The sequence below is a fragment of the Lysinibacillus sp. FSL M8-0216 genome (genome assembly GCF_038595555.1).
GTDB classification, from domain to species: domain Bacteria; phylum Bacillota; class Bacilli; order Bacillales_A; family Planococcaceae; genus Lysinibacillus; species Lysinibacillus fusiformis.
Map to the genome: position 1 here is coordinate 1,942,859 of NZ_CP152007.1, position 22,294 is coordinate 1,965,152.

General features: G+C 35.7%; 36 protein-coding genes. 30 read left to right on the top strand and 6 right to left on the bottom strand.

Going from position 1 to position 22,294, the window contains the following annotated elements; all coding sequences use genetic code 11:
• The first annotated feature begins 54 nt into the window (after positions 1-54).
• From MKX57_RS09185 to MKX57_RS09200, 4 genes are all read left to right on the top strand, one after another.
• Positions 55-240 (top strand): hypothetical protein, encoded by a 186-nt coding sequence (locus MKX57_RS09185; RefSeq protein WP_008175871.1) that lies wholly within the window; start codon positions 55-57, stop codon positions 238-240.
• Positions 233-400 (top strand): hypothetical protein, encoded by a 168-nt coding sequence (locus MKX57_RS09190; protein ID WP_008175876.1) that lies wholly within the window; start codon positions 233-235, stop codon positions 398-400. Before MKX57_RS09185 ends, MKX57_RS09190 begins: the two co-directional genes overlap by 8 nt.
• A gap of 8 nt (positions 401-408) precedes the next feature.
• Positions 409-1,041, top strand: coding sequence for a hypothetical protein (locus tag MKX57_RS09195; RefSeq protein WP_008175878.1), 633 nt, complete (start codon positions 409-411; stop codon positions 1,039-1,041).
• A 360-nt stretch (positions 1,042-1,401) separates the two neighbouring features.
• Complete coding sequence (locus tag MKX57_RS09200) at positions 1,402-1,710, top strand: RNHCP domain-containing protein (RefSeq protein ID WP_043990023.1); 309 nt, start codon at positions 1,402-1,404, stop codon at positions 1,708-1,710.
• 52 nt (positions 1,711-1,762) lie between these two features.
• On the opposite strand, the gene MKX57_RS09205 is transcribed toward MKX57_RS09200, so the two are convergent.
• The gene (locus tag MKX57_RS09205; RefSeq protein ID WP_008175881.1) at positions 1,763-2,260 is read right to left on the bottom strand and encodes a hypothetical protein; all 498 of its coding nucleotides are present in this window, start codon (positions 2,258-2,260) and stop codon (positions 1,763-1,765) included.
• Between the two features lie 92 nt (positions 2,261-2,352).
• Here MKX57_RS09205 and MKX57_RS09210 point away from each other — a divergent pair, with 92 nt between their 5' ends.
• Both MKX57_RS09210 and MKX57_RS09215 read left to right on the top strand, forming a co-directional pair.
• Positions 2,353-3,093 (top strand): sulfite exporter TauE/SafE family protein, encoded by a 741-nt coding sequence (locus tag MKX57_RS09210; protein ID WP_008175882.1) that lies wholly within the window; start codon positions 2,353-2,355, stop codon positions 3,091-3,093.
• A 12-nt stretch (positions 3,094-3,105) separates the two neighbouring features.
• Positions 3,106-4,062 (top strand): PD-(D/E)XK nuclease family protein, encoded by a 957-nt coding sequence (locus MKX57_RS09215; RefSeq protein WP_342550925.1) that lies wholly within the window; start codon positions 3,106-3,108, stop codon positions 4,060-4,062.
• A gap of 15 nt (positions 4,063-4,077) precedes the next feature.
• Here the strand turns inward: MKX57_RS09215 and MKX57_RS09220 are convergent, their stop codons facing one another.
• The 3 genes from MKX57_RS09220 to MKX57_RS09230 form a co-directional block, all read right to left on the bottom strand.
• Positions 4,078-5,256, bottom strand: a complete 1,179-nt coding sequence (locus MKX57_RS09220; RefSeq protein WP_342550926.1) for a site-specific integrase — start codon at positions 5,254-5,256, stop codon at positions 4,078-4,080.
• Positions 5,257-5,376: 120 nt separating this feature from the next.
• The gene (locus MKX57_RS09225) at positions 5,377-5,871 is read right to left on the bottom strand and encodes an ImmA/IrrE family metallo-endopeptidase (protein ID WP_342550927.1); all 495 of its coding nucleotides are present in this window, start codon (positions 5,869-5,871) and stop codon (positions 5,377-5,379) included.
• 3 nt (positions 5,872-5,874) lie between these two features.
• Complete coding sequence (locus tag MKX57_RS09230; RefSeq protein WP_342550928.1) at positions 5,875-6,213, bottom strand: helix-turn-helix transcriptional regulator; 339 nt, start codon at positions 6,211-6,213, stop codon at positions 5,875-5,877.
• A gap of 343 nt (positions 6,214-6,556) precedes the next feature.
• Between MKX57_RS09230 and MKX57_RS09235 the strand changes: the two genes are divergently transcribed.
• From MKX57_RS09235 to ssb, 10 genes are all read left to right on the top strand, one after another.
• Positions 6,557-6,742, top strand: coding sequence for a helix-turn-helix transcriptional regulator (locus MKX57_RS09235; RefSeq protein WP_342551116.1), 186 nt, complete (start codon positions 6,557-6,559; stop codon positions 6,740-6,742).
• A 34-nt stretch (positions 6,743-6,776) separates the two neighbouring features.
• The gene (locus tag MKX57_RS09240; RefSeq protein WP_342550929.1) at positions 6,777-6,962 is read left to right on the top strand and encodes a helix-turn-helix domain-containing protein; all 186 of its coding nucleotides are present in this window, start codon (positions 6,777-6,779) and stop codon (positions 6,960-6,962) included.
• 127 nt (positions 6,963-7,089) lie between these two features.
• Entirely contained in the window at positions 7,090-7,572 is a 483-nt protein-coding gene (locus MKX57_RS09245; RefSeq protein WP_342550930.1) for a hypothetical protein, read from the top strand.
• 125 nt (positions 7,573-7,697) lie between these two features.
• Positions 7,698-8,015, top strand: a complete 318-nt coding sequence (locus tag MKX57_RS09250) for a hypothetical protein (protein WP_342550931.1) — start codon at positions 7,698-7,700, stop codon at positions 8,013-8,015.
• Positions 8,012-8,281 (top strand): AbrB/MazE/SpoVT family DNA-binding domain-containing protein, encoded by a 270-nt coding sequence (locus MKX57_RS09255; RefSeq protein ID WP_342550932.1) that lies wholly within the window; start codon positions 8,012-8,014, stop codon positions 8,279-8,281. Before MKX57_RS09250 ends, MKX57_RS09255 begins: the two co-directional genes overlap by 4 nt.
• Before the next feature lie 8 nt (positions 8,282-8,289).
• The gene (locus MKX57_RS09260; RefSeq protein ID WP_342550933.1) at positions 8,290-8,463 is read left to right on the top strand and encodes a hypothetical protein; all 174 of its coding nucleotides are present in this window, start codon (positions 8,290-8,292) and stop codon (positions 8,461-8,463) included.
• A gap of 2 nt (positions 8,464-8,465) precedes the next feature.
• Complete coding sequence (locus tag MKX57_RS09265; RefSeq protein WP_342550934.1) at positions 8,466-8,939, top strand: siphovirus Gp157 family protein; 474 nt, start codon at positions 8,466-8,468, stop codon at positions 8,937-8,939.
• 12 nt (positions 8,940-8,951) lie between these two features.
• Positions 8,952-9,284 carry a hypothetical protein gene (locus tag MKX57_RS09270; RefSeq protein ID WP_342550935.1) on the top strand — a complete coding sequence of 111 codons (333 nt, stop codon included), beginning with the start codon at positions 8,952-8,954 and terminating at the stop codon, positions 9,282-9,284.
• Positions 9,285-9,296: 12 nt separating this feature from the next.
• Positions 9,297-9,938 (top strand): ERF family protein, encoded by a 642-nt coding sequence (locus MKX57_RS09275; protein ID WP_342550936.1) that lies wholly within the window; start codon positions 9,297-9,299, stop codon positions 9,936-9,938.
• Positions 9,935-10,336, top strand: a complete 402-nt coding sequence (gene ssb, locus MKX57_RS09280; RefSeq protein WP_342550937.1) for a single-stranded DNA-binding protein — start codon at positions 9,935-9,937, stop codon at positions 10,334-10,336. The genes MKX57_RS09275 and ssb overlap by 4 nt, the downstream gene beginning before the upstream one ends.
• A 117-nt stretch (positions 10,337-10,453) precedes the next feature.
• Here ssb and MKX57_RS09285 read toward each other — a convergent pair whose 3' ends face one another.
• Positions 10,454-11,230, bottom strand: a complete 777-nt coding sequence (locus MKX57_RS09285) for a DUF4393 domain-containing protein (RefSeq protein ID WP_342550938.1) — start codon at positions 11,228-11,230, stop codon at positions 10,454-10,456.
• Positions 11,231-11,361: 131 nt separating this feature from the next.
• On the opposite strand from MKX57_RS09285, the gene MKX57_RS09290 reads away from it, so the two are divergent.
• From MKX57_RS09290 to MKX57_RS09305, 4 genes are all read left to right on the top strand, one after another.
• Positions 11,362-13,668 carry a phage/plasmid primase, P4 family gene (locus MKX57_RS09290; RefSeq protein WP_342550939.1) on the top strand — a complete coding sequence of 769 codons (2,307 nt, stop codon included), beginning with the start codon at positions 11,362-11,364 and terminating at the stop codon, positions 13,666-13,668.
• 252 nt (positions 13,669-13,920) lie between these two features.
• Positions 13,921-14,349, top strand: coding sequence for a hypothetical protein (locus MKX57_RS09295; RefSeq protein WP_342550940.1), 429 nt, complete (start codon positions 13,921-13,923; stop codon positions 14,347-14,349).
• Positions 14,350-14,465: 116 nt separating this feature from the next.
• Positions 14,466-14,750 (top strand): hypothetical protein, encoded by a 285-nt coding sequence (locus tag MKX57_RS09300; RefSeq protein WP_342550941.1) that lies wholly within the window; start codon positions 14,466-14,468, stop codon positions 14,748-14,750.
• Entirely contained in the window at positions 14,747-15,286 is a 540-nt protein-coding gene (locus MKX57_RS09305) for an ERCC4 domain-containing protein (RefSeq protein ID WP_342550942.1), read from the top strand. Before MKX57_RS09300 ends, MKX57_RS09305 begins: the two co-directional genes overlap by 4 nt.
• A gap of 42 nt (positions 15,287-15,328) precedes the next feature.
• Here MKX57_RS09305 and MKX57_RS09310 read toward each other — a convergent pair whose 3' ends face one another.
• Positions 15,329-16,045: a hypothetical protein gene (locus tag MKX57_RS09310; protein WP_342550943.1), complete on the bottom strand. Its 717-nt coding sequence runs from the start codon at positions 16,043-16,045 to the stop codon at positions 15,329-15,331.
• A 102-nt stretch (positions 16,046-16,147) separates the two neighbouring features.
• Here MKX57_RS09310 and MKX57_RS09315 point away from each other — a divergent pair, with 102 nt between their 5' ends.
• The 10 genes from MKX57_RS09315 to MKX57_RS09360 all read left to right on the top strand — a co-directional run bounded on the left by MKX57_RS09315 (position 16,148) and on the right by MKX57_RS09360 (position 22,251).
• Positions 16,148-16,564: a transcriptional regulator gene (locus MKX57_RS09315; protein WP_342550944.1), complete on the top strand. Its 417-nt coding sequence runs from the start codon at positions 16,148-16,150 to the stop codon at positions 16,562-16,564.
• Positions 16,565-16,609: 45 nt separating this feature from the next.
• Positions 16,610-16,957, top strand: coding sequence for a hypothetical protein (locus MKX57_RS09320; protein ID WP_342550945.1), 348 nt, complete (start codon positions 16,610-16,612; stop codon positions 16,955-16,957).
• A gap of 245 nt (positions 16,958-17,202) precedes the next feature.
• Positions 17,203-17,475, top strand: coding sequence for a hypothetical protein (locus tag MKX57_RS09325; protein WP_342550946.1), 273 nt, complete (start codon positions 17,203-17,205; stop codon positions 17,473-17,475).
• Positions 17,476-17,582: 107 nt separating this feature from the next.
• Positions 17,583-17,879, top strand: a complete 297-nt coding sequence (locus MKX57_RS09330; protein ID WP_291754865.1) for a 4-fold beta flower protein — start codon at positions 17,583-17,585, stop codon at positions 17,877-17,879.
• A 121-nt stretch (positions 17,880-18,000) separates the two neighbouring features.
• Positions 18,001-18,201, top strand: a complete 201-nt coding sequence (locus MKX57_RS09335) for a hypothetical protein (RefSeq protein WP_342550947.1) — start codon at positions 18,001-18,003, stop codon at positions 18,199-18,201.
• A 21-nt stretch (positions 18,202-18,222) separates the two neighbouring features.
• Complete coding sequence (locus tag MKX57_RS09340; RefSeq protein ID WP_342550948.1) at positions 18,223-18,408, top strand: hypothetical protein; 186 nt, start codon at positions 18,223-18,225, stop codon at positions 18,406-18,408.
• Between the two features lie 242 nt (positions 18,409-18,650).
• A complete protein-coding gene (locus MKX57_RS09345) occupies positions 18,651-19,214 on the top strand; it encodes a hypothetical protein (RefSeq protein WP_342550949.1) in 564 nt (187 codons plus the stop codon).
• Between the two features lie 308 nt (positions 19,215-19,522).
• Positions 19,523-19,903, top strand: a complete 381-nt coding sequence (locus MKX57_RS09350) for an HNH endonuclease (protein WP_342550950.1) — start codon at positions 19,523-19,525, stop codon at positions 19,901-19,903.
• 129 nt (positions 19,904-20,032) lie between these two features.
• Positions 20,033-20,551, top strand: a complete 519-nt coding sequence (locus MKX57_RS09355) for a phage terminase small subunit P27 family (protein ID WP_342550951.1) — start codon at positions 20,033-20,035, stop codon at positions 20,549-20,551.
• Complete coding sequence (locus MKX57_RS09360) at positions 20,548-22,251, top strand: terminase TerL endonuclease subunit (protein WP_096364445.1); 1,704 nt, start codon at positions 20,548-20,550, stop codon at positions 22,249-22,251. Before MKX57_RS09355 ends, MKX57_RS09360 begins: the two co-directional genes overlap by 4 nt.
• Positions 22,252-22,294: the final 43 nt, after the last annotated feature.

Genomic DNA, 22,294 nt, shown 5'->3' on the forward strand with positions numbered 1-22,294 from the left:
GCCGTCACTTGCATAATAGGGCAGAGAAGATTTTTCTTGAAGGGAAGTGCAAACATGACAGAATGGCCAAAGGGAGTAGCCAAACCTGCAATTCGTGCATTACAGGCAGCAGGCTATACACAATTGAAACAGCTGGAAAACGTTGACCTTTCCACTTTAGCTCATTTACATGGAATGGGACCAAAAGCGCTTGCTGCGATTGAGGCGGCATTAAAGGAAAGTAGGGAGCCTCGTGAATAAGCTGACATTATTTTTACTGGCAATGGTGGTCTATTATATAGTCGTTGTTTTCCTCATCAGTAAGCTTTTTATCATTCCAATCATGAAAGTAATGGCACTTGTCTTCTTTATAGGAGCGGGTTTCATCTTTTCACGTAAAATGCGCAGGAAATTGCAGTAGGAGGCATTATGAAAATTGTTCAATTAACAGTCATTTATTTAGCCATTATTTTGCTGGCTATGGTGCTATCTTTATCAGGTGTTCGGCTATCCTTTTCACTCGGTATAATTGCAGTGTTCGTGGTAGCTATTATTTACCGTCATGTACATATTTTATATCGATCAAACAATATGGAACTTGTAGATAAATGGGTGAAGCGCCGTCAAAAAGAACCAATATTTGCGGCTCTCTATGCATCCGCTTATGGGACGGTAGATGAACAGATTCGTGCTATCGATGTCATCATCCACCATTATAAGCAACCAGCCATCAAATATAATTATCTATTTACGAAAGCAATTATGGAGAAAAATCTTGGAGCGGCAAAGGCTGCTGCCCAGCAAATTAACAAGGAGCCATTGTCAAGCTATGCCCTATGCTATATTGCAGCGATGGAAGGTCGAACGGCTGCTATGAGAAGCGACAAGCTGACACAGCCTTGGATGCAACCCGCTGTAGAGGCGGTATACGCCCATAGTCAAAAAAATCAAGAATTATTTCGCCAATGGGCTGATGCTAGCATCGAACAAGCGCGTGGTGTACAAAAGTATGGTTTAATACATAATTTTAGACAAATGGAAAGAGAATTGGATCGTGAATAACTATTTGGTTTACTAAACAAAACATGAAACTTATGAGGAGTCGTTCATTTGAAGGTAAATAGATTTCCTACAATTGTTCATAAGGGGACGAATGCCTAAGTTAGTGATGATCAATGAGCACCGACTAGTGGAAGGTGGAGAGATCCGTCTTACAGTGATTGATACAATTTCCTAAAGTCAATCGTGGTTCGGATAAAGAGATGAAATAGGCTCTTTTGAAGGTGGAATTAGAAGTAATCGTTTTGTAGAGCAAAACGGTGAATGGGTTAAATCATGATCAAAGCCTAATACTATTTATATAGAAAAACAAAACGGAACCCTTTCTCCAAAGATGAAAAATTCGTCTTGGAGGAAGAACAATTGAGTAGAAAAACTAAAAATACAGCATTTCATTGTGAACAATGTGGGTTAGACGTGACACCATTAAACAATGGCAGTTTCCGCAATCATTGCCCACATTGTTTATATTCAAAGCAACTAGATATTGTACCTGGTGATAGAGCCAATCCATGTAAAGGGTTAATGAAACCTATTACTATTGATTATTCATCTAAAAAAGGGTATCAACTTGTACATCAATGTACAAAATGTGGTCACCAGTCACGCAATAAAGTAGCCGTGGATTGCACACAAGAGGATCAACTTATTCTATTTATGCAATCTATATAGTCGTTTCATGTTTGTAAGACGTATTAAAGAGCAACTCTTTAATACGTCTTTTTTAACGCTTTTTATTCAATAAAATGCCTCGTACGATCCCCATACTGAAAATACCACAGAGCAAGAAAAGAAAAAGATATGCATGCCATTGTTGTAAAATGCGAACGCGTCCCAATGCAATCGTAAGGTCGTTGAAAAGGGAGTAAGTAAAGTACAGTAAAATACTATTTTTTATGAGACAAAATGTCATGATGCCATTTTGACGCTGGCTATGGGACAGCGGCGGTTTATTTTTTCTCATCATAGGATAGGCTGCTTTCATCTCTAAATAGTGTAAAAGTAAAAATAGCATGAGTGCGATAAATGGTAAATAAAAAATAGCAATTTTTGGCCCAAACTGTGCATGGTCACTTGTAAAGCTTTGTAAAACGGGAATCGTTGCAGGAAGCTTTCGATATTGAATTAGTGTAGCTGTGAAGCCAGCTAAAAAAATGGTGGCCACGATGACCGTCAGCTGGTGACAAAAGCGTGGTGTTGGTGTTTTTTGTTGTGTCTGCATCCTTGCCCCTCATTTCCATCATCATTCAAAATTACAATCTGTTATACTGTATCATAGAATGATTGCTTTTGTGAGAGAGAAAGAAGGATATGATGGAATACTTGTTATTTTTATTCATTGGCATCATTGGGAATGTCATTGGAACGTTAGTGGGTGGCGGTGGTTTAATCACCTTGCCAACGATGATGTTAATGGGGGTGCCTGTCCATTCAGCAATTGGGGCTAATAAAGTATCCAATATGGTAAGTGCATTTTCGAGCTTTTATACGATTTATAAACGTAAGGAATTAGCATGGTCAGAAATGAGACCGGTCTTATTGGTATCCCTAATTGGTGGAACATTGGGTGGACTTTTTGCTTCATTTATGAGTAGTCAAGCATTGACGTTTATTGCCATCATTTTACTAGGATTTGCGTTAATGATGTCCTTTATGGGTGGGGCAGATTTTGGCGATAAGGAACTCTTTATTATGAATCGAAAAAATGGTCCAATCCTCCTTGGAGTTGGTTTTTATGATGGTATGTTTGGGCCTGGCAGTAGTACACTAGCCCTTTATACATATGCGCATGAGAAAATATCTTATATTAAAGCAGTAGGACTCTCAAGGGTAGGGGTATTCGCCATGTGCTCAGGAGCAGCGATTACCTATATTGCTACGGGGAAAATTGAATGGCCACTGACATTGATTTTAATGGTAGGGTCTACGATTGGTGCGCAAATTGGTATTGTTTTAGCAAGAAAGGTGAACGCAAATCAAGTCAAACTGCTACTTCGTATTGTAACCATTGTTCTGATTGTACAGCTTGTCTATGATTTTATCCAGCAGCTATAGGAGGCGATTGTCGTGTTTGAAATTACACCGTACCCTACGTTTTCATGGTCATTATCACGTCATAAAACGCTAACAAGCTGTGCCCGTAAATATGGCTATGAATATTATTTTTCCCATAACGGATGGCTAAGCTACAATGTGGAGCCTTATCATCAACTTGTGTATCGTTTAAAAAAACTTCAACCCATGCCTATTTTATTTGGGCAAATTGTTCACCGTTTTATTGAACAGGCTATTAATGATTATTTACAAACAGGGAAGCCTCCCACATTAGAGGAGCTGATTCATTGGGCTCGAGGACAGCTGAATGCGGCTTTTATTGATTCTACTCGCCATCTTGAATCATGGAGGCAAAAACCAAATAAATACTATATGATGCAGGAAATTTACTATACTGGCAAACTTCCTACCGATCTAGTACAGGACTATAAAGAACGAATTAAGCTTGTTTTTGAGCATTTTTTGAGGAGTGAAACATTTCAACAAATTACGTCACAAAGAGGCTCTTTGCGAATTGGAGAGCCCGAACAGTTTCGCTCAATGAAAATCAATGATATCCAAGTGTTCGTTGTAATGGATTTTCATTACTTTAATGAACTAACAGATAAATGGGTAATTGTGGACTGGAAGACGGGGGGCGAGTCAGATGATGATCGCCAGCAATTAGCCCTCTATGCCTATTATGTCCAGCAAAAATATCGGGTGCCACTTGAGCAAATCGAGGTCTATAATGAATATTTACTAACCGGAAAACGGAAGAAATATAGCTTCACCGATTTCGATATGGAAAATATTTTACATACATTTCAGTATAGTGTGTTAGAAATGAAAAAGTATCAAGCTGATATTTTTTCTAACGAGCCTGTGGACTTGGAAGATTTCGAACAAACACAAGAAAAATGGCATTGTCGTGGATGTAATTTTAGAGAATTATGTGCGCAAAAGTATGACGAAAAATCGAGCAAGTGACCAAAAAGTGACCAATTAATTTAAATCATCGAAATGGTCGCTTGCTTCATTTTTATCCTTTTTGGTTAAATGACTATATGTGTTAATTGTCATTTTTATATCAGAGTGGCCTAATTGCTCCTGTATGATCTTAAAATTTACATTCCGACTGACCATAAATGAGGCATATGAATGTCGTAAAGCATGAAAATTCAACTTTGGTAAACTATACTTTTCAATAATTCTTCTCCAAGCAAGATCTATAGCAGCAGGTTTTGATGGATAACCATCTGATTTTGTAAAGATTAAATTTAAGGGAGTACCATCATCATCTTTTATCGGATTCCAAGCGTCACCCATTTTATTTTTTAGTTCCAAATAGTCGTCAACAAATAACTTTAGTTCACGAATTAAACTCTTTGGGACGTTAACTAATCGAGGCTTTTTGTTTTTTGGAGGTAAAATTTTTAGTTCTCTATTTTCAATATCAAATTGAAGGGTTTTATCTATATAGATAGTATTATTTTCAAAATCAAAAGATTCCACACATAATCCTGCTACTTCTGCTAGTCGTAGTCCGACCATTGCTGCCAACTTAATCTGGAGCTTGTGTTTAGGATTTACGTTTTCTAATACTCTAAAAAGATGTTTTAACTGTTCTTCATCGTAAAATTCTAAGTCCTTCTTTTTGGGTTCCAAACGAGGAGATTTAATGTTGTCCATAGGATTATCTTTAATTAATTTCCATTCAATCGCTTTAGAGAAGATGCTTTTTAAAACAGTATATTGTCCTTTTGCTACACTAGGACATCTTTCTCTCCATCTTTTCAGACATTCCACTAGATGTAGAGTTTTGATGTTAGAAAGTTTATAGTCACCTAAATCCTCTATAATACCGTTATTCAAGCTCACTTTGTAAGTATCTCGTGTTTTAAAAGACAACTCAGCTTTAACATACAAATTCATCCATTGATCAATAAAATCTACAAATTTAATATTTTCAACTTTTTTTAATTTTTCATCTTCTTTATTTGATACTTCAATTTCGAAATCTGTAATAGCTTTCTTTATTGCACGATCAGACATGGATTTCATACGTATGGTTTTAGTATATCTAAGTCTTTCGCCTGTATCTTCATCATACCCATGCTCAACAGTAACTTTTATTCGAGGTTCTCCTTTCTTGGTAGGTGGTAAAACTGTATAACTTGCCATAATTATTCTCCTTTCTTAAATCTTATAATTGCTGTGAAACTTAAATAATAACCACCACCTTTAAAGAATGTATGTTCTATTCAGAGGTAAAAAAATTATATAAAAAAAGTTTAAGTAATGTTATGTTCCATATTTTAATTTTGGTGTTTCAATCCAATCAAACATTTCAATAACCCCTAATGGTTCGAAACAAATAGTGAAATTATCAATTGATACACATAATCCATATTTGTTTTTATACCAATCAAGAGCATCATCTAAAAAGTCTTCTGTAACATTAAGAAAGTCAGCAAATTCATAACGATTAACGATATGTAATTTATGAGCTTGAATTATTTTAGAAAGGGGGATAAGCCTTTCATATGCCCAACCACGTGCTTTTAATTCTTGTTTTCGATTCTCTATACTACTTTGATCGAAAATATCACCAGCAGTAGTATGGTGATGTCCAATTTCTTCAGCAAGCACACAGCATTTTTCAATGATGGAAGGTAACAATTTGTTAATCCAGATTACATTGTCGCCATAAAGGCCTTTATTTTTCATACGATCTTTCTCGTAAACTTCAATATCTAAATTGTCACATTCCATTAATAAAGCATCATATAAGTGCATGGGTTATTCCCCCTTATTTTTACGCGCCTCTCGTCTCATTGCTACAAAGCGTTTAAATTCTTCGATCTCTTCTAATTCTTCCTCTGTCCATTCATCACCATCATGGTGAGCAGCGAAAGTTTGTATAGTATCTTCTGGAAGATTTTTTTGATCTGTACGACCAAGTAAGTAATCTATAGATACACCAAAGAATTCTGCCACTTTTTGAATTTTATCTAAACTAGGTGTAATTCTCTTCCATTGATAGATTGTATTATTCGGAATTTCTAGTTCTTCCTCTAAGCGTTTGACAGTAATTCCTCTACTTTTACAAAGTTCTTTAACACGTTCTAACGTTGTCATATCAATGTTTCCTTTCACATGTCCAACTCTACTAATAAATATATTAGATATTTCCGTTGACAACTAATATATAATTTAGTAAAGTGTACATAAGCTATTTTATTAGCTAAAAAAGAGTACAAAAAAGACTACCTTTGTATAAACATTTTGACGTTGGGGAACGGAACAAATGTATTGTTACAGGCTTTTCTAAAGTCTTATTTAGCTATGTCTATATACTAATAAATATATTAGTTTGTGTCAATGAAATCAGTTAATAAATTAGCTTAAATATTTTCCAATTCAGTAATGCGCTGTGATACCGAGCCAATGACGGTATTAGTATCAAATGAAGTGAGGTGTCATTATGTCAGAAGATTTAGGACTACAAGTTCGATCAGAGTTGTTTAAACGTAAGATGAGCCAAAAGCATTTGGCTGAATTGGTGGGTATTTCAAATGCTTACCTATCAGACATTATTCGTGGTCGTAAAGATGGTCCGAAGGCTCAAGAGCACATTAAGCATATTCGTAAGATTTTAGATATTTAATAGATCTGCAACAAAGATTGGAGGGTGTATTGAGATGCGAAAAGTAAGAGGAGTCAAAGAATTAGACAAATATCTTAAATTGAATAACTGTCCAATGTCAGAAGCAACTCTATACAGATTAGTAAAACGTAAGGAAATACCGTTTAATCGTCCAGCACCAAGAGTTTTACTTTTCGATCTAGACGATATTGATTCGTGGTTAGGTGGTGATAGAAAATGAAAATCAAAGTAGCCGAGTGGTTAGCATTACCAGTTGAGCAACGTTTAGCTTTAATCAGCAATGCGATTAATAAAGCTGTAGCAGTACGTCAGAAGTAAATCTATCAAACTATTTGGAGGTTATCAGAATGAAAGCAGTATTAAATATAAAAGGTACAAAATTGTCAGTATTAGCAATTCATTACCGAACAACAGGGGAGCCTTCCACAGTTTATGCAATGGATGAAAATGGCCGTGAATCACTTTTTGTCGAGAAGATTCAAAGTCAATATGATACACGCCCTCATGTCGCTGTTGATAGCTTGAGTGAGTTATTGGAATATCCAGAGCTTGAAGCAAGGATTGTGGAGGAACGGAGCAATCTTATTGAGCAATTAGAGGAAATGCAAAAAGCTGAAGGAGAACGCTTGAGGGACTTTGCTCAAGACGCAATGAAAAGCTCTCCAGTACTACCATTTGACAATCATCTATCGAGCAAACAAAGAGAATATCAACTAATGGAGCAAAGGGTATTAGGCATCATCGACACTATTGAAGAAGTAAAAGCATTTCAAGAGGGGTGTTTAATAAATACCGATGATGAAGCAATTGAAACGCAAAGCAGTCATTGAACAGCTACAGAAGTTCGGTGTTACCAAAGTCGAAGGACAACCGCTGGAAGATGCCTTATACACATCGTTGCTAAAGACATTGGCGCTAAAACGAGCAGCTGATAATTGAGGGAGGACGATTAAAAATGGATTCATTAAAAATGTTAGAGCACTACAAAAATACTGGCAACAGAGTTGATGAAGTTTTGTTTCATACAGTCACTAAAGAATTAGGTCACTTACGTAAAGTCATCGACCAAAAGAATTTTTCAATCGATTTAATTGGTGATCAGAAATTAGAAGCGCAAAAAGAAAATAGATGCTTACGTGAAGCACTTGAGTATTACGCTGACACTAAACATTATGAACCATATTGTATTCCAGTGGGGGATTATGCATCTGATGTAACAGAAGATAATGGTGAAATTGCTCGTCAAGCATTACAAGGAGGAAAAATCAAATGAAATCAACAGGTATGGTTAGAAAAATTGATGAGTTAGGTCGTGTGGTTATCCCAAAAGAGTTAAGACGAACTTTAGGGATTGATAATCAAGATCCATTAGAAATCTTTATTGATGGGGACCAAATCATTTTAAAGAAGTACAAGCCTAATATGGCATGCGCAGTTACTGGTGAGGTATCAGACAACAATCTTGTTCTACTAGGTGGCAAATTGGTTCTAAGTCTAAATGAAGCTAAAAAGCTTGTCACTGAAATTGAGTCGAAGTAGGTAATTCCATGCGTATAGGCCACACACACGCTGATGTGTACGACCGTGAATCAGATTACTGGCAAGACATAGAGGATGCACAGAATGCCCAAATTGAGGCACAAAAAAACTCGTCAAAGGGTGCAACCAATGGCGAGCAAGATAAATTATATGACAAGGACATTCTAACACAGGGGGACTAACAATGGCTAGTCTTTATCAATTAAACAATGCCTATGCCCAGCTTCAACAAATGATTGAGGATGGACAAGAAGGTTTAGAAGATACATTAGATTCTATTACCGATGCTGTGGAAGAAAAGCTTGAAGCTTATGCAATGGTTATCAAAAACATTGAGTCAGATGTGGAAGGCATTAAATCGGAGGAAAAGAGATTAGCTGAACGTAGAAAGGTCATGGAAAATGGAGTCGTTCGAATGAAACAAGCGATTGCTGAAACACTTCAAAATAGTGGGCAAGACAAAGTAAAAACAGAGAAATTTACATTTAGTTGGCGTAAATCATCTAAGGTTGAAGTTTCAAATATTGATAGCCTTCCACAACAATATGTGAAGGTGGAACGTACTATCAGCCGTGCTGAACTAGCAAAAGCACTAAAAGCAGGTGAGCAAATAGAAGGTGCTCAATTAATTGAAAATCAATTGTTAAGTATTCGATAGGAGGAAACTCACTTGAAAAAATTACTCAATCAAAAAGAACAACATTATGCTGATACACGCGAAGAGGCTGAGGAAATTGTAATAGCTGCTAAAGAAAATGAAGCACTTATTATGAATAAAATCAGCGAGAAGTACAACAAGTACGGCCAGTATTTCCTTGTTGATTTAACGTATCAATACGGCACTCCTAAAGAGGTCATGGAAGGTAAGCCAGATGATGATTCGCCAGATGGTCAATTAACAATTGATGAAGTGGATCCTGAAGAAGAGTTACCGGAATTCGAAGATCCATTTGCAGATGTAGAAGTGAAGAACGAAGCAACTGAAGAAAATGGACCATTTTAATGGGATAGGAGTGTGGATGTCATAAACAAATCAGAATCAATTGCAGAGTTAGCCAAGGCTCTATCCCTCTTTCAAGGAGAGGTTAAGCAACCTTTAAAAGATAAAGCTAATCCATTTTTTAAATCCAAGTACGTTCCATTGGAAAACGTTGTGGAAGCCATCACTGAAATAGCACCAAAACACGGATTATCTTTTATTCAATATCCGATTAATCAAGATAATAAAGTTGGTGTAGTAACAATTTTAATGCATTCAAGTGGTGAATTCATCCAAATGGAACCTATATTTACAACTCCAGCTAAAAATGATGCGCAAGCTACTGGATCAGTAATTACTTATTTAAAACGATATAGTCTTTCGGCAGTATTTGGCATTACATCAGATGAAGATGATGACGGTAATAGTGCATCCACAATTGATAATAAACAAAAGCCATCTAATAATGGCGGTGTTGAAAAGTTAAGCGCCGCGCAGTTAAAAATGATTACTGGCAAAGTTGCAGAGTTATCAAAAATTAATAACGAGTCTCCGAATATCACCTACAAAAACGCTACAAAAGAATTAGGTATTAATAAAATATCGAATCAATTGACAAAACAAGAAGCTATGAAGTTGATAGATTATCTAACTTCTAAAACAGGAGGATCACAATGAATACAATTAATTTAATTGGACGTTTAACAAAAGATCCAGATTTAAGATACAGTCCAAACGGTGTTGCTATTTGCACATTTACACTGGCTGTAAATCGTGATTTTACTAATCAAAACGGTGAACGTGAAGCAGATTTTATACAGTGCAAAGCGTTTAAAAAGACTGCTGAAAATCTAGCAAACTACCAACAAAAAGGGAGTCAAGTGGGTGTGGTTGGTCGCTTGCAAACAGGTAGTTATGAAAAGGATGGGCAACGAGTATACACTACTGATGTTATGGTAGATCGTGTAGAGTTCCTAGGTAGTAAGGCGGTACAAAGTAATCAAGGAAGTAATGGAGATCCATTTGCTAACAGCAAAGGACCGATCGAAGTATCAGAAGATGAAATTCCATTTTAAAAACTTAATAGAGAGGTCTGTTTTAGGCGGACTTCTCTTTTTATACTCATTTTCTCGAGGCGTAATCAAAATTACAACACCTTAGACGTTATAGGACTAAGGTGCAGAGGTTGAAGATTATATGCAAACTCTTAAGAAGCTTTCTCCAAAGGGAGTAGGTTCTAATACTCCTTTTATTATCTTTATTTCACGGCTTTGTGGTTCGTACAATTTAAGCATAGCTTTATAGAATGTAGTTTGTTCAAAGAAATCATATTTCTGTTGATCTTTTAAGTAATACCGAGTATTTGTTCTGATAAGGTTTAATCTTTCTAAATTAGAGATTTCAATAGAGTATTCATCGCCAGATACTAAGTCGTCAAGAAACCCCTGAAATATCACTTGGCCTAAATCAAAAAAAGACCCTTTACTACTTGCAATTTCATAACGAACGATTGGTAATTCAAGTTCTTCATTGAAAAGCTTCAAAATTTTAGCTTCTGTTGGTGAAATTTGCTTTATTATCTCAACAAAAGAATGGTGTGTAAATTCTGATTTTGTTTTATCAAATGATGCAGAAATTACTTCTGCAAACATTTCTCGTAGCACATCTTCTTCAATATAAAAGCGAGCTGCATCTAAAGCAGGACCTACGATACTCATTTTAGGTTCTTGCAAATTTTCAGCAGGAATAGATTCAATCTTTTCAATAATTGAGTTTTTGTAATTATCTAAGTCAACCTGGTGCTTAAATCGAAGTTTATCAGCTGTTAGACCTAGTCTACCAAAAGTTAAATACCATATATCATCGAAAGTTTTTTTAGGTTCTTTAGATTTTTTTGCAACATCTACTACTTCGGTTGTTACTCTTGAAATTGCACTAGTTGTTATTGGATCCAGATTAATTTCCCCCAAATTTTAATATTTTGCAAATGAGCATTAAATAAAATTATACCAAAATTTATTTAAATATGAATATCTTGTTAGGAAAGTTGAGGGCATCCCATGAAAAAACTTTACGATTTTTATAGAGGGGAGATGGGAACGTGTACTGGGCAATACCAGAAGAACTTAAGAAACTAAAACAGTGGTGTTGCTTTAAGCTACAACCACGTGAAGATAAAATGACAAAAATTCCAGTGAGTGCTTATGATGGCTCACTAGCAAAGAGCAATGATGAAAATACTTGGTCAGATTTTGAAACAGCATTAGAGGCTATCGAAAAATTTAATTTAGATGGTTTAGGATTTTTCTTCAAAGCACCTTACTTCGGAATTGATATTGATGGTGTTAAAGAAGAAATCGAAAGATTTCATAAGGATGATCATGACAATAATATCGTTTCAGAATTTATCGACATGATGTGTAGCTATAGCGAAATCTCAGTTAGTGGAACAGGGATTCACATTATTGCAAAAGGTGAATTACCAGAGGGAGCCCGTAGACGAGGGAATATTGAAATGTACGATAGTGGTCGTTTCTTTGTTATGACTGGTAATCAAATAGGGGTTTATACCCGTGTGGAAGACGATGAGTTCAACAAAATTAATTACCTTCACAATAAATATCTGCATAAGCCGAAAGTTCCAGAAAGTCGGAATGAAACAAATGCTTCATATGGTACGAAGTTCACTGAAGATGAACTTATAAACATCGCAACTAAAAGTAAAATCGGTGGTCGTTTTCAAGTATTTATGAATGGTGGTTGGGAGCAATTCTACAACTCGCAATCTGAAGCAGATATGTCATTCTGTAATGATTTAGCCTTTTGGACAAATTGTGATTACACAATGATGGATAGCATTTTCCGTCGTTCATCACTTATGCGTGATAAATGGGATAGGGAACAGAATTCCTCCACATATGGAGATGAGACATTAAGAAAGGCAATTACAGATTGTACAAATACGTTTGACCCAGAGCCACGAAAAGATGGAGAATCAGATGTTTTTTCACTAGAAGGAAATACAAAAAAAGTTGAACGAAAATATTACAGTTTTGATGATACAGGAAATGCGCAGCGTTTAAGAGACGCATATGGTGATCACATTCGTTATTCATACATCCGCAAAAATTGGTACTACTATGACGGGAAGATATGGCAGATTGACCAAGAAGGCATGATTAAAATGTTGGTTGATAAAACAGTCGAAAAAATGAAAAACGAAGCGCTCTTTATTCCAGAGGGAGTAGATGAGGAAGAGGTCCGAAACAACTTTATAAAACATATTAAAGCAACTCGAAGCAGCAAAGGCAAAACAAATATGTTGAAAGAAACTGAGCATTTAACATCAGTTAAACCTTCACAGTTTGATAGCGATATTGATTTGTTCAATGTACAGAATGGTTATCTAGATTTGAAAACATCTACATTGATGGAGCACGATAAATCAAAGTATTTCACGAAGATTTCGAATGTGGAATTTACGGACAAGATTGGTTGCTCTTTATGGCTTGAGTTTTTGGATCAAATATTTGATGGAGACAAAGCTTTAATTGATTACATGCAGCGAGCTGTAGGTTACTCGCTATCAGGAAGCACCCAGGAACAAATGATGTTCATTTTGTATGGTAATGGCCGTAATGGTAAATCAGTTTTCTTAGACATCATAACTGAAATGTTCGGAAGTTATGCAACGAATATTCAACCACAGACAATCATGGTTAAACAGCAGTCTAGTGGGGCAAATAGTGATATTGCTAGATTGGCCGGAGCAAGATTAGTTACTACTACAGAGCCTAATGAGGGCGTGCGATTAGATGAAGGGCTAGTTAAACAGTTAACTGGTGGTGATAAGGTTACGGCTCGTTTTCTTTATGAAAATGAATTTGATTTTGAACCACAATTCAAACTGTGGATGGCCACAAACCATAAGCCTATTATCCGCGGTACTGATGATGGAATATGGAGACGTCTTGCAATCATTCCATTCACCGTTCAAATTCCTGAAAATAAAATTGATTACAACTTAACTAATAAGTTGAAACGTGAAATTACTGCAATTTTAAATTGGGCTGTTGAAGGATATTTAAAATGGCAAAAGGATGGTTTAAAAGAACCTGAAATTATTAAACAACAGCGTCAAGAGTATCGCGTTGAAATGGATAGTATCGAGTGCTTCATTGAGGAATGTTGTATAAAAGCTCCTCAATTTCGAGTGCCAGCTAAAACTCTTTTCAATGAATATAAAAATTGGGCAAGCGACAACGGTCAGTATATGATGTCGAGCACAAAATTTGGTCGTGAAATGGGAAAAAAATTTAACAAAATCAAAACAAATGGCACAATGCACTATGCAGGTGTACGACTTTTGGAAAAGTATGACACTGGTTTCTTCAAAACTGATGACTAGAGGGAGAGTTTAGGGAAGGTTTAGGGATAGTTTGAAACTCAACCCTCCCTGAATTAGAAAGTGGCTCAAACCCTTATTTAATAATACTTTTTTTATGATTTTGATTCTATCTTAAGGATAAAAGGGATAGTAGGGATAGTTTTTATAGTAAAGTAGGTAATTTATTTTAAAAATAAATATATAGAGAAGTTTATGAAAAATGGGTTCAAACCCTCCCAACTGTCCCTAAAGGTATTTTCGAGGTGAAATGTCATGATCCAGATCTTGAAAGTTTTAAGTGAGATATGGAAATCTGGTGCAGGAATTATTGTTTTGCCAGATGGTTCACTTAAATTAGAAAACTATCAATTAGTACCAAATGAAATATTAAAAGCAGCTGAACAGATTTTTCCGGAAATCGAAAAATGGTTCAAATCATGGGAATGTGCCAGTGGGATTGATCAAACAATGCAAAAGATGGTGTATCAATCCTGTGGATGGCAATCCAATCCGAAATTGAATGAATGGATATGCTCAGAAATTGAAGCATTAATGTTATTTATCGAATGGCAAGAAACATTGGCCAAAAACGGATGGAACGATATCTACGAAGATTATCGACAATATGAAAATGATGCTTCGAATGTCATGAAGAAAAAATTGCATGAAAGTGCTGTTTTATATGCTAATCAAAATAGGTGATTTACAGCCTCTCTAACGAGACTTAGAGGTTAGATTAGGTGATAAAATATATCTAACTCATAAATAGAACATCTGTGCGATGCTTGTAACAAGTAAAAACAAGGAGGTTAAGGCGAATGAAAAAGGAAGCGTGGGTATTCCGTTTGAAAGATGAATTTAATGATAATGATGTCCCTCAATATTTCGCAGAGGACGAAGATGTTGAGATAACAGAAGATTTAAACGAGGCGAATATTATTTTCGACAAAAATGCAGCTGAAGATTGGATGAAAAATTGGGAAAAAGCCATTTTTGAGAAATATGGTGAAGATGCTATTTGCAATGCTGGCTATACACACATGATTAAACATTTCGAGTGGGTAGAGGTGGAAGTTGAAGAATTAGAAGGTGATTCCAAATGATTCACTACCATTACACAGAAACTGAGATTAACAACATCTTAAAAACTATGAACATTGTTGTAGATACTCGTGAACAAGTAAACGATCATATTCTAAAATACTTACAAAAAAATAACGTCCCTATAAAGAAGAAAAAATTGGATTATGGCGATTATTCAGCAATGATTCCAAAAAATGAGGAGTTAGGTATACCTCGTGATATCTATTTAAATAGTGTCATTGAACGTAAAAATTCTGTTGATGAAATAACAGGGAATTTACAAAAAGATACGCAAACAGCTTTCGAAAATGAACTGATTCGTTCACAGCAAGGAAGATTCGTATTACTTGTAGAGGACCTAGAATTTTGGACAAAGGTCATAAAAGGCGATTATAGAAGTAATTATGAACCAAAAGCATTGTACGGCAGATTATTATCATTCCAAGCTAAATACAATTTTGAAATTGTTCCAATAAATAAAAACGAAATGGGAAATCGAATTTACTATCGATTCTATTACCAAATGAAGAACTATCTAAAGAGAGGGGCGTTTTGAATACAATGAATAAAAAGGGAAACGATTTGTCGTCTCCCAAAATTATTTAAGTAGTAAACCAAAGATTGGACCTAGTAAATCTTTAAATGCAACACCTGTTGATAACAGAGAGTTAAGTTTATCTATAATATTGAAAAGGCCTTTGATATTTTCATCTTTGTTGTTAATAAGGATTTCATTATTTCTGAAGACAGCTCCAATTGTTTGATCGAATGCATCTTGAATTCCTTCGTAGCCAGATATTTTATAATTCTGTAAAGATGCTTTTATTAAAGTTAGATTTTTAAGAAGTAGTTTTTTCACTTCCTCAGGTAAAGGTGAAACCAGAACGCCTTCTATTAAATTATCAACGTCTTTAATTATTTCATTAATTGCAGGTTCATCAATGGGTTTATCATTAAATTCATTTCTGTAGTTAATCGATTCGGCAATATAATAAAATGCTGTCAGTGTTTCAGCACTTAAATGAGATCTAAAAGAAGACATTTGGCCACCAAAATCAATTGAACCAAGTGCATTTTCTATATTAGTAATGAATTTTATATTTCTTTCAGTATTTAATTTATTGTCTTGTGAAATGTATGATTTCGTGTCTAATAAGAGATTGAGCATTGAGCTGTATGTAATCATAAGAGCAGGAGTGTCATTTTCATCAATATCAAATACTATAGACCAAATATAATTAAAACTGGAGTAGTCTTTTGAAATATCAAATGCTTGTTCTAAAAGTGAATGCAATTTTAAAGCTGGGTTTTCCATTTCTAATCACCAATTTCCTTTTTATAAAAACTATACCAAATAATGCTGTTTTATAGAAGGGTAAATCAAAAATATTAATAGAGTACAAGGTAGGTGCTGCACATGCCTACGTTATCGCGTAGTGATATACAGACAATCGAGAGATATTGGATTGAGCTGGAGCAAAATAGGAAGAAACTAAAGTATCGTGAATGGGAACTGTTGCATCCACATAATGAAGGTTTCGAAATGGTTGGAGGTCGTAGTAATACGATTTCTGACACGACAGCTAAGAAAGCAATGCTTCTAACCAATGACGACTATTACCAAAACTTAAAACGCATCATAAAGACTGTGGAAGACCTATATAACGAGTTAGACGATGATATGCGTACTATTGTAGATATGCGTTACTGGGATACAGATGGCTGTTACGAGTGGGAAGATATAGCCGATAAGTTGTATATCTCACGTCACAAAGTATTGCGTAAACGTAACATCTTAATAGACAAAACGGCAGGAAGGATTGGTTGGGTTTAATAATTAGTTTATACTATTTGTAGAAATAATTGGAAGGTGAAATATGTGAAAAAAGTTTGGGTATCCCATAAGGGTACAATCGAAAGTATAAAAACAAAAAAGAAAAATATGAAGCTATCTGCAAATTATCCTAGACCAAATAATTTTTTTACAAGACAACTATTGGAGGATTCTCGTAAAGTAGTTTGGCTAAAGAGAGGAAAAGTTAGCGTGATTGATCCACTCATTACAGGTATGCATGGGGAGAATGCTAAAGCGTGGGTTGAATTTCAAATTGATAAGAAATTATTACGTATGCCTAACAGATTTAAATTTTTCATGTTTTTTCAAAGGGTAGTACCACACGACATTGAAATTCCTGAGGATGCAATTTTTCATATTCCAGAAGAGTGAACTTCTTAACACTAGGGAAGTTCGCAAAAAAACAGTGTAAATTGATATTATCAAGTTTTATCAAAAGCGTACGGAAATGCGCTAACAAAAATAAGCATTACAAAATAAACACGTTCGCTTGTACGTGTATGTCGGAAACAAGCAATTGAGACTACTAAATCGGTAGTCTTTTTTTATATCATATTTATATTATTGGCACTACCTTCCATTTGAATTAATATAAAGTGGAAGGAGGTGAGTGATAAATGAGTGATGTAATAACAATAGAAAAAGATAAAGTAGAAACTAGAAAAGAACTAAGAAAAAACGCATTATTAAGACTCTACAATTTTTACTTTGAAAAAAATGGAAGTTCTACTCGGGTTGCTTTTGAAGACACTGAAGAAGGTGTTGAAGATAAATTGGCATACTTTTACTTAGCTGACTTAGGTTTAATTACTGTTAGAGGTCAAGGGTTAAAATTTGATGCTAAAATCACAGCCCATGGGATTAATAGAGTAGAAAGTGAAATTGAATAAAGAACATACAGTCACATCTAACAAGGTGTGGCTTTTTATTAGAGTAATTATTAGACACGCATGTTCGCATTTTCTTATAATGGATATATAAAGGAGAGTGTTGTTCTATGGATTGGTTATATACATGGGGTGGAGAAAGTTTTGGGTACAAAGATGGAGATAATCTTTGGACACATGACGGAAAACATGTTGGTAAATTCTATGGGAATGAAATTTATGGGCAAAGCGGAAATTACCTAGGGGAAATTAATGACGGTAAGTTGATTACTAAAAAAGGTAAGACATCTACACGTTCAAGTTTTAATCCATATATGAGTAGAGTTGGATATGTAAATCGTGTGAACCAGGTAGGTCGAGTAATGTATAGCGGATATGAGGATTTTCCTGCAGCAAAAACGTTATAATATAGTTAATTTTAAAAGAGTCACATCTAACTAGGTGTGGCTTTTTATTATGCTTCATATTTCTAATAGTGACATATGATTCCATTCGCACTATGATTAGTGTGGAGAGGAGGCGTATCTGATGAAAAATTATATATTCGATATTCATTTTAATAACGGAACTATAAAACAACATATAGTTACTGCAAATAAAGCTGATGAAGCTTTAGATAATTTATGGCAATACTTCCAGAATGATTGGAAGAGAATAGAATCTAATTTAACCGAAAATGAATTTAAGACATTAAGTAGAATTCCTAGGGTACAAATTACTTATAAATAAAATATTCTATGGGAGGTGAGAATGTTGTATTTGATTGAATACACTATATTAAGTGAAAGAAAAACATCTACTGTGATATTGGATTTAGAAAATGAACCTGAATATTACGATACACCTGAAGGATCTCAGATATTAAGAAAGAAAATTTCAAGTGCTGAAAATTTAGAACTTAATAGTTTCTCTATAGGAGATATTACAACAGTATAAAATCAAGTCGTACTCATTTGAGTGCGGCTTTTTATTATGCCATGAAGTCAGATGGATGTATCGAATGGACTTTGCAAGTAGAACTATGAATTGTGGAGGGCGAGTGAATGGCAATCTTTATATCACTATTATCTGGTTCGTTAGGTTTATGCATTGGGATAATAAGCACCAATATATTTTACACAATAGGATTACGTAAGGTTAGAAATGAATACAACTTTGTTAAGAAAGAGGGATGAACAATGATAGTTCTTATGTGTTATGAAGATAATAATCACTTATTTAAAGTGAGAAATAATTGTGTTGATGGAATTAGTTGTCCTATTTGTAAAGGTCCTGTTAGGACCACTCAAGTAGATAAAAGAGACCTTGAAAAAATTCCGTTTCACGATGAATCAAAACAATATCAGCACAAAGCAGAGTGCTTATCATGTGGTCACAACGAAACGATATTCCATACTAAAAAGGAATACCAAGAAGTGAGTGTATGTCCTAAGTGTAAAGGTGCATTGGTAGACGTATGGAAGTTACGCAAGTATCAGAACAGCGAGAACATCCTAAATAAAAAGCCAAGTAAATCATTATCCATTTCAGTAGATATGGACACGGACAAAATGCAATTAAAGTTACGAGCAATTGCAAAGCATGTTGGAGCGTTGGCTGATGAGTTTGATGCGATTGATAATGCAGATATTGAAAAGCAAAAGGAGTTTACAGTATCAATTGGCACTTTAAATAATAAAAACGCTGAGGATATTGCAAATGGTTTGAAGCGTTTATCAACACGATTTGAAGGCATTGAATAACATGGAACCAATCTACGCTAAGTGCAACAAGTCATGTGGTCATAGGTTCTACGTTGAACACTTCAAGATAGACAAACTAAATAACAAAGTCCAAAAGACATACTTCACCTGTCCTAACTGTGGACGTGAGTATGTCTGTTTTTATACAGACGAATCAACACGTAAGCTACAGGCAAAAATGCGTGAGCTACACCGCAAGATGAAGTGGGCTGATGCTCATAAGCTAGACCAGCTAAAGCAGGACGAGGCACAGTTAAAGGACACCATAGCACAGGCCATGGCGAGGGTTAAGCAAGAGGTAGAGCAGCATGAATAGTAAACCTTTACGACCATGCAACAAACCCGAATGTCCAAACCTAACACATAATGGATATTGCGAACAACATAAGACAACCAAGGCAGACAACAACCGGTACTATGACAAGTACAATCGTAACAAGAAACATGATCAGTTTTACCATTCATCTTCTTGGAATAAATGCCGTGACTACATCAAGATTCGCGACAACGGATTGTGCCAGTATTGCCTAAATGAAAAGCGAATCACAGTCGGGGTTCTTGTCGACCACATTGTGCCACTAACTGCTGACTGGTCCAAGCGATTAGATGAAAACAATTTACAATTGCTTTGTCAATCTTGTCACAACAAGAAGACGACCGAGGATGTGCAGAAGTACGGTAAGAAATAGGGTATCCCCCCTCCATTCGTTTCCCATACGGCAGGGAGCCCTACACCGGCTGACCGATTTCCTCGCAGAAAAACCCGTTTTTGAATATTTTTTCTGGAAAGCTAAGGAAAATGAAAGTGAGGTGATAGTATGGCAGGTCGAAATAAGCAGCCATTGCAAGTGATTCTAGGGAATGGACGTTCTAAACATTTAACCAAGGATGATATAAAAAAGCGTCAAAAACATGAAGAAAAGATGCGTGGACCCTCTGAAAACATTGAAATTCCATCGTATTTAACAGCAGCACAAAAGAAGGAATTTGCAGAGATTGCTGAAAAGCTTGTAGCGCTTGAGATTTTCAGCGAGCTTGATGTTGATTCTCTAGCGAGGTATCTGGACTCTAAGCATCAGTACTTACAACTGGTGAAGGACATACGAAAAATCAAACCAACAGAGACAGTTGAGCAGGAAAACGGCAAGAAAATTACGATTGCTAATGAGAATTATCCAAAGTTGCAACGAACCAAAAATACATTGTTTAATGAATGTCGTTCTGCAGCTGCTGATCTTGGACTTACTATTACATCTCGTTTGAAATTAGTCATTCCTTCTCCTTCAACTGTGGAAGGCAAAACCGAGGCCCAGAAGCGATTTGGTGATAGATTATGAATTGGGTTTTAGAACGGGTCTTTAACTACTGTGATGATATTCTAAGTGGGGAAATTAAGGCTAGTATTAAACACAAATGGGCGGTTCAACGCTTTATAAAAGATTATGAGGATTGTCAAAATGATGACAGTCCTTTTTATTTTGATGAAGAAGTGGCCGAGGATTTCTATTGGTGGGCCAATGAGTTTGAACACGTTGAAGGTGTATTAGCTGGTGAAAAGGTTCTACTTAATGACTTTCAACTCTTTATATCTGTAAATATCTTCTGTTTCAAAAAGAAGCGGAACGGAGCTCGACGTTTCCGTAAGGTTTACATTCAGCTTGCTCGTAAAAATGCTAAGTCTCAGTTTCTAGCGATAGTTGGTTCATACATCGCTTTCCTTGGAGATGAGAAACAGCGTATGTATATTGCTGGATGGCAGAAAGATCAATCAGATGAAGTGTATATTGCTGTTCGAGATGGGATAAATTCCAGTGAGCTGTTGGATGGTAGGTGGAAAGAAGCGTATGGCAAAATTGAAGTCTTCAACAATGGGTCCGTCATCGTTCCGTTATCCCGTGAAACACGTAAAACGGGGGATGGTAAGAATCCATCAGTAGGAATTGTGGATGAGTACCACAATCATCTAACATCTGAAATTTACGATGTTTTATTATCAGGTATGGTTGCTCGTAAAGAACCACTAATGTTTGTTATCACCACAGCGGGGTTTGATTTAAGTAGGCCATGTTTTGTTGAATACGAATATGTTTCACGCATATTGAATCCTGATGATGATACAGAGAACGATGATTACTTTGGTATCATTTGCGAGCTTGATCCAGGGGATGACATAAAGGATGAAAGTAATTGGATTAAAGCAAACCCTATAGTAGCTACTTATGAAGAAGGTTTAGCATCCATTCGATCAGATTTAAAAACAGCGCTTGATGTTCCTGAAAAAATGAGGTCGTTCTTAACAAAGACTATGAATATATGGGTGGACATGAAAGAAGGGGGCTACATTCCTGCGAATAAGTGGAAGGCAGGTCAAATAGAAGCCTTTGAGGTGAGTGGCCGTGATGTTTATATAGGAGTCGATTTATCAAAGAAGATTGACTTAACCTCAGTGGGCTATGTTTTCCCTACAGATTATGGTTACCACGTTGGACAACACTCATTTATGCCTGAAGATGCGTTAGCAGAGCGGAGAGCTAAAGATAAGGTGCCATATGATGTGTGGATTGAAGAAGGTTGGATGGATGTTACACCAGGTGCCGTAGTTGACTATAGCTTTGTAGAACAATGGATTTTAGATTTCATCAATAACAATGAATTGAATGTAATTCTATTTTGTTACGATCCATACGGAGCCACACAGTTTGCTCAAAATATGGCTAACTATGGGTTAACCATTGTGGAGGTCCGTCAAGGGTTCCCTACATTATCTGAGCCAACAAAAGAGTTCAGAGATTATGTATATCAGAACAATGAACAACAAAAAAGAATCACTCATGTTGGTGATAAAGTACTGGCTTGGGCTGTTGGGAACGCTATTGCTGAAATGGCAGCCAATGAAAGTATTAAACTATCAAAATCAAAGTCCAGAGAACGAATTGACCCTATTGCAGCAGTAATTACAGCATTTGTACAAGCAAGATTTTCAACAAATGAAAGTGGAGAAGGTAATATCAGCTTTATTTCTATTCATGACTTATAAGGGGGAGGTGAGAAATTGAGATTATGGCAACGTATCAAAACAA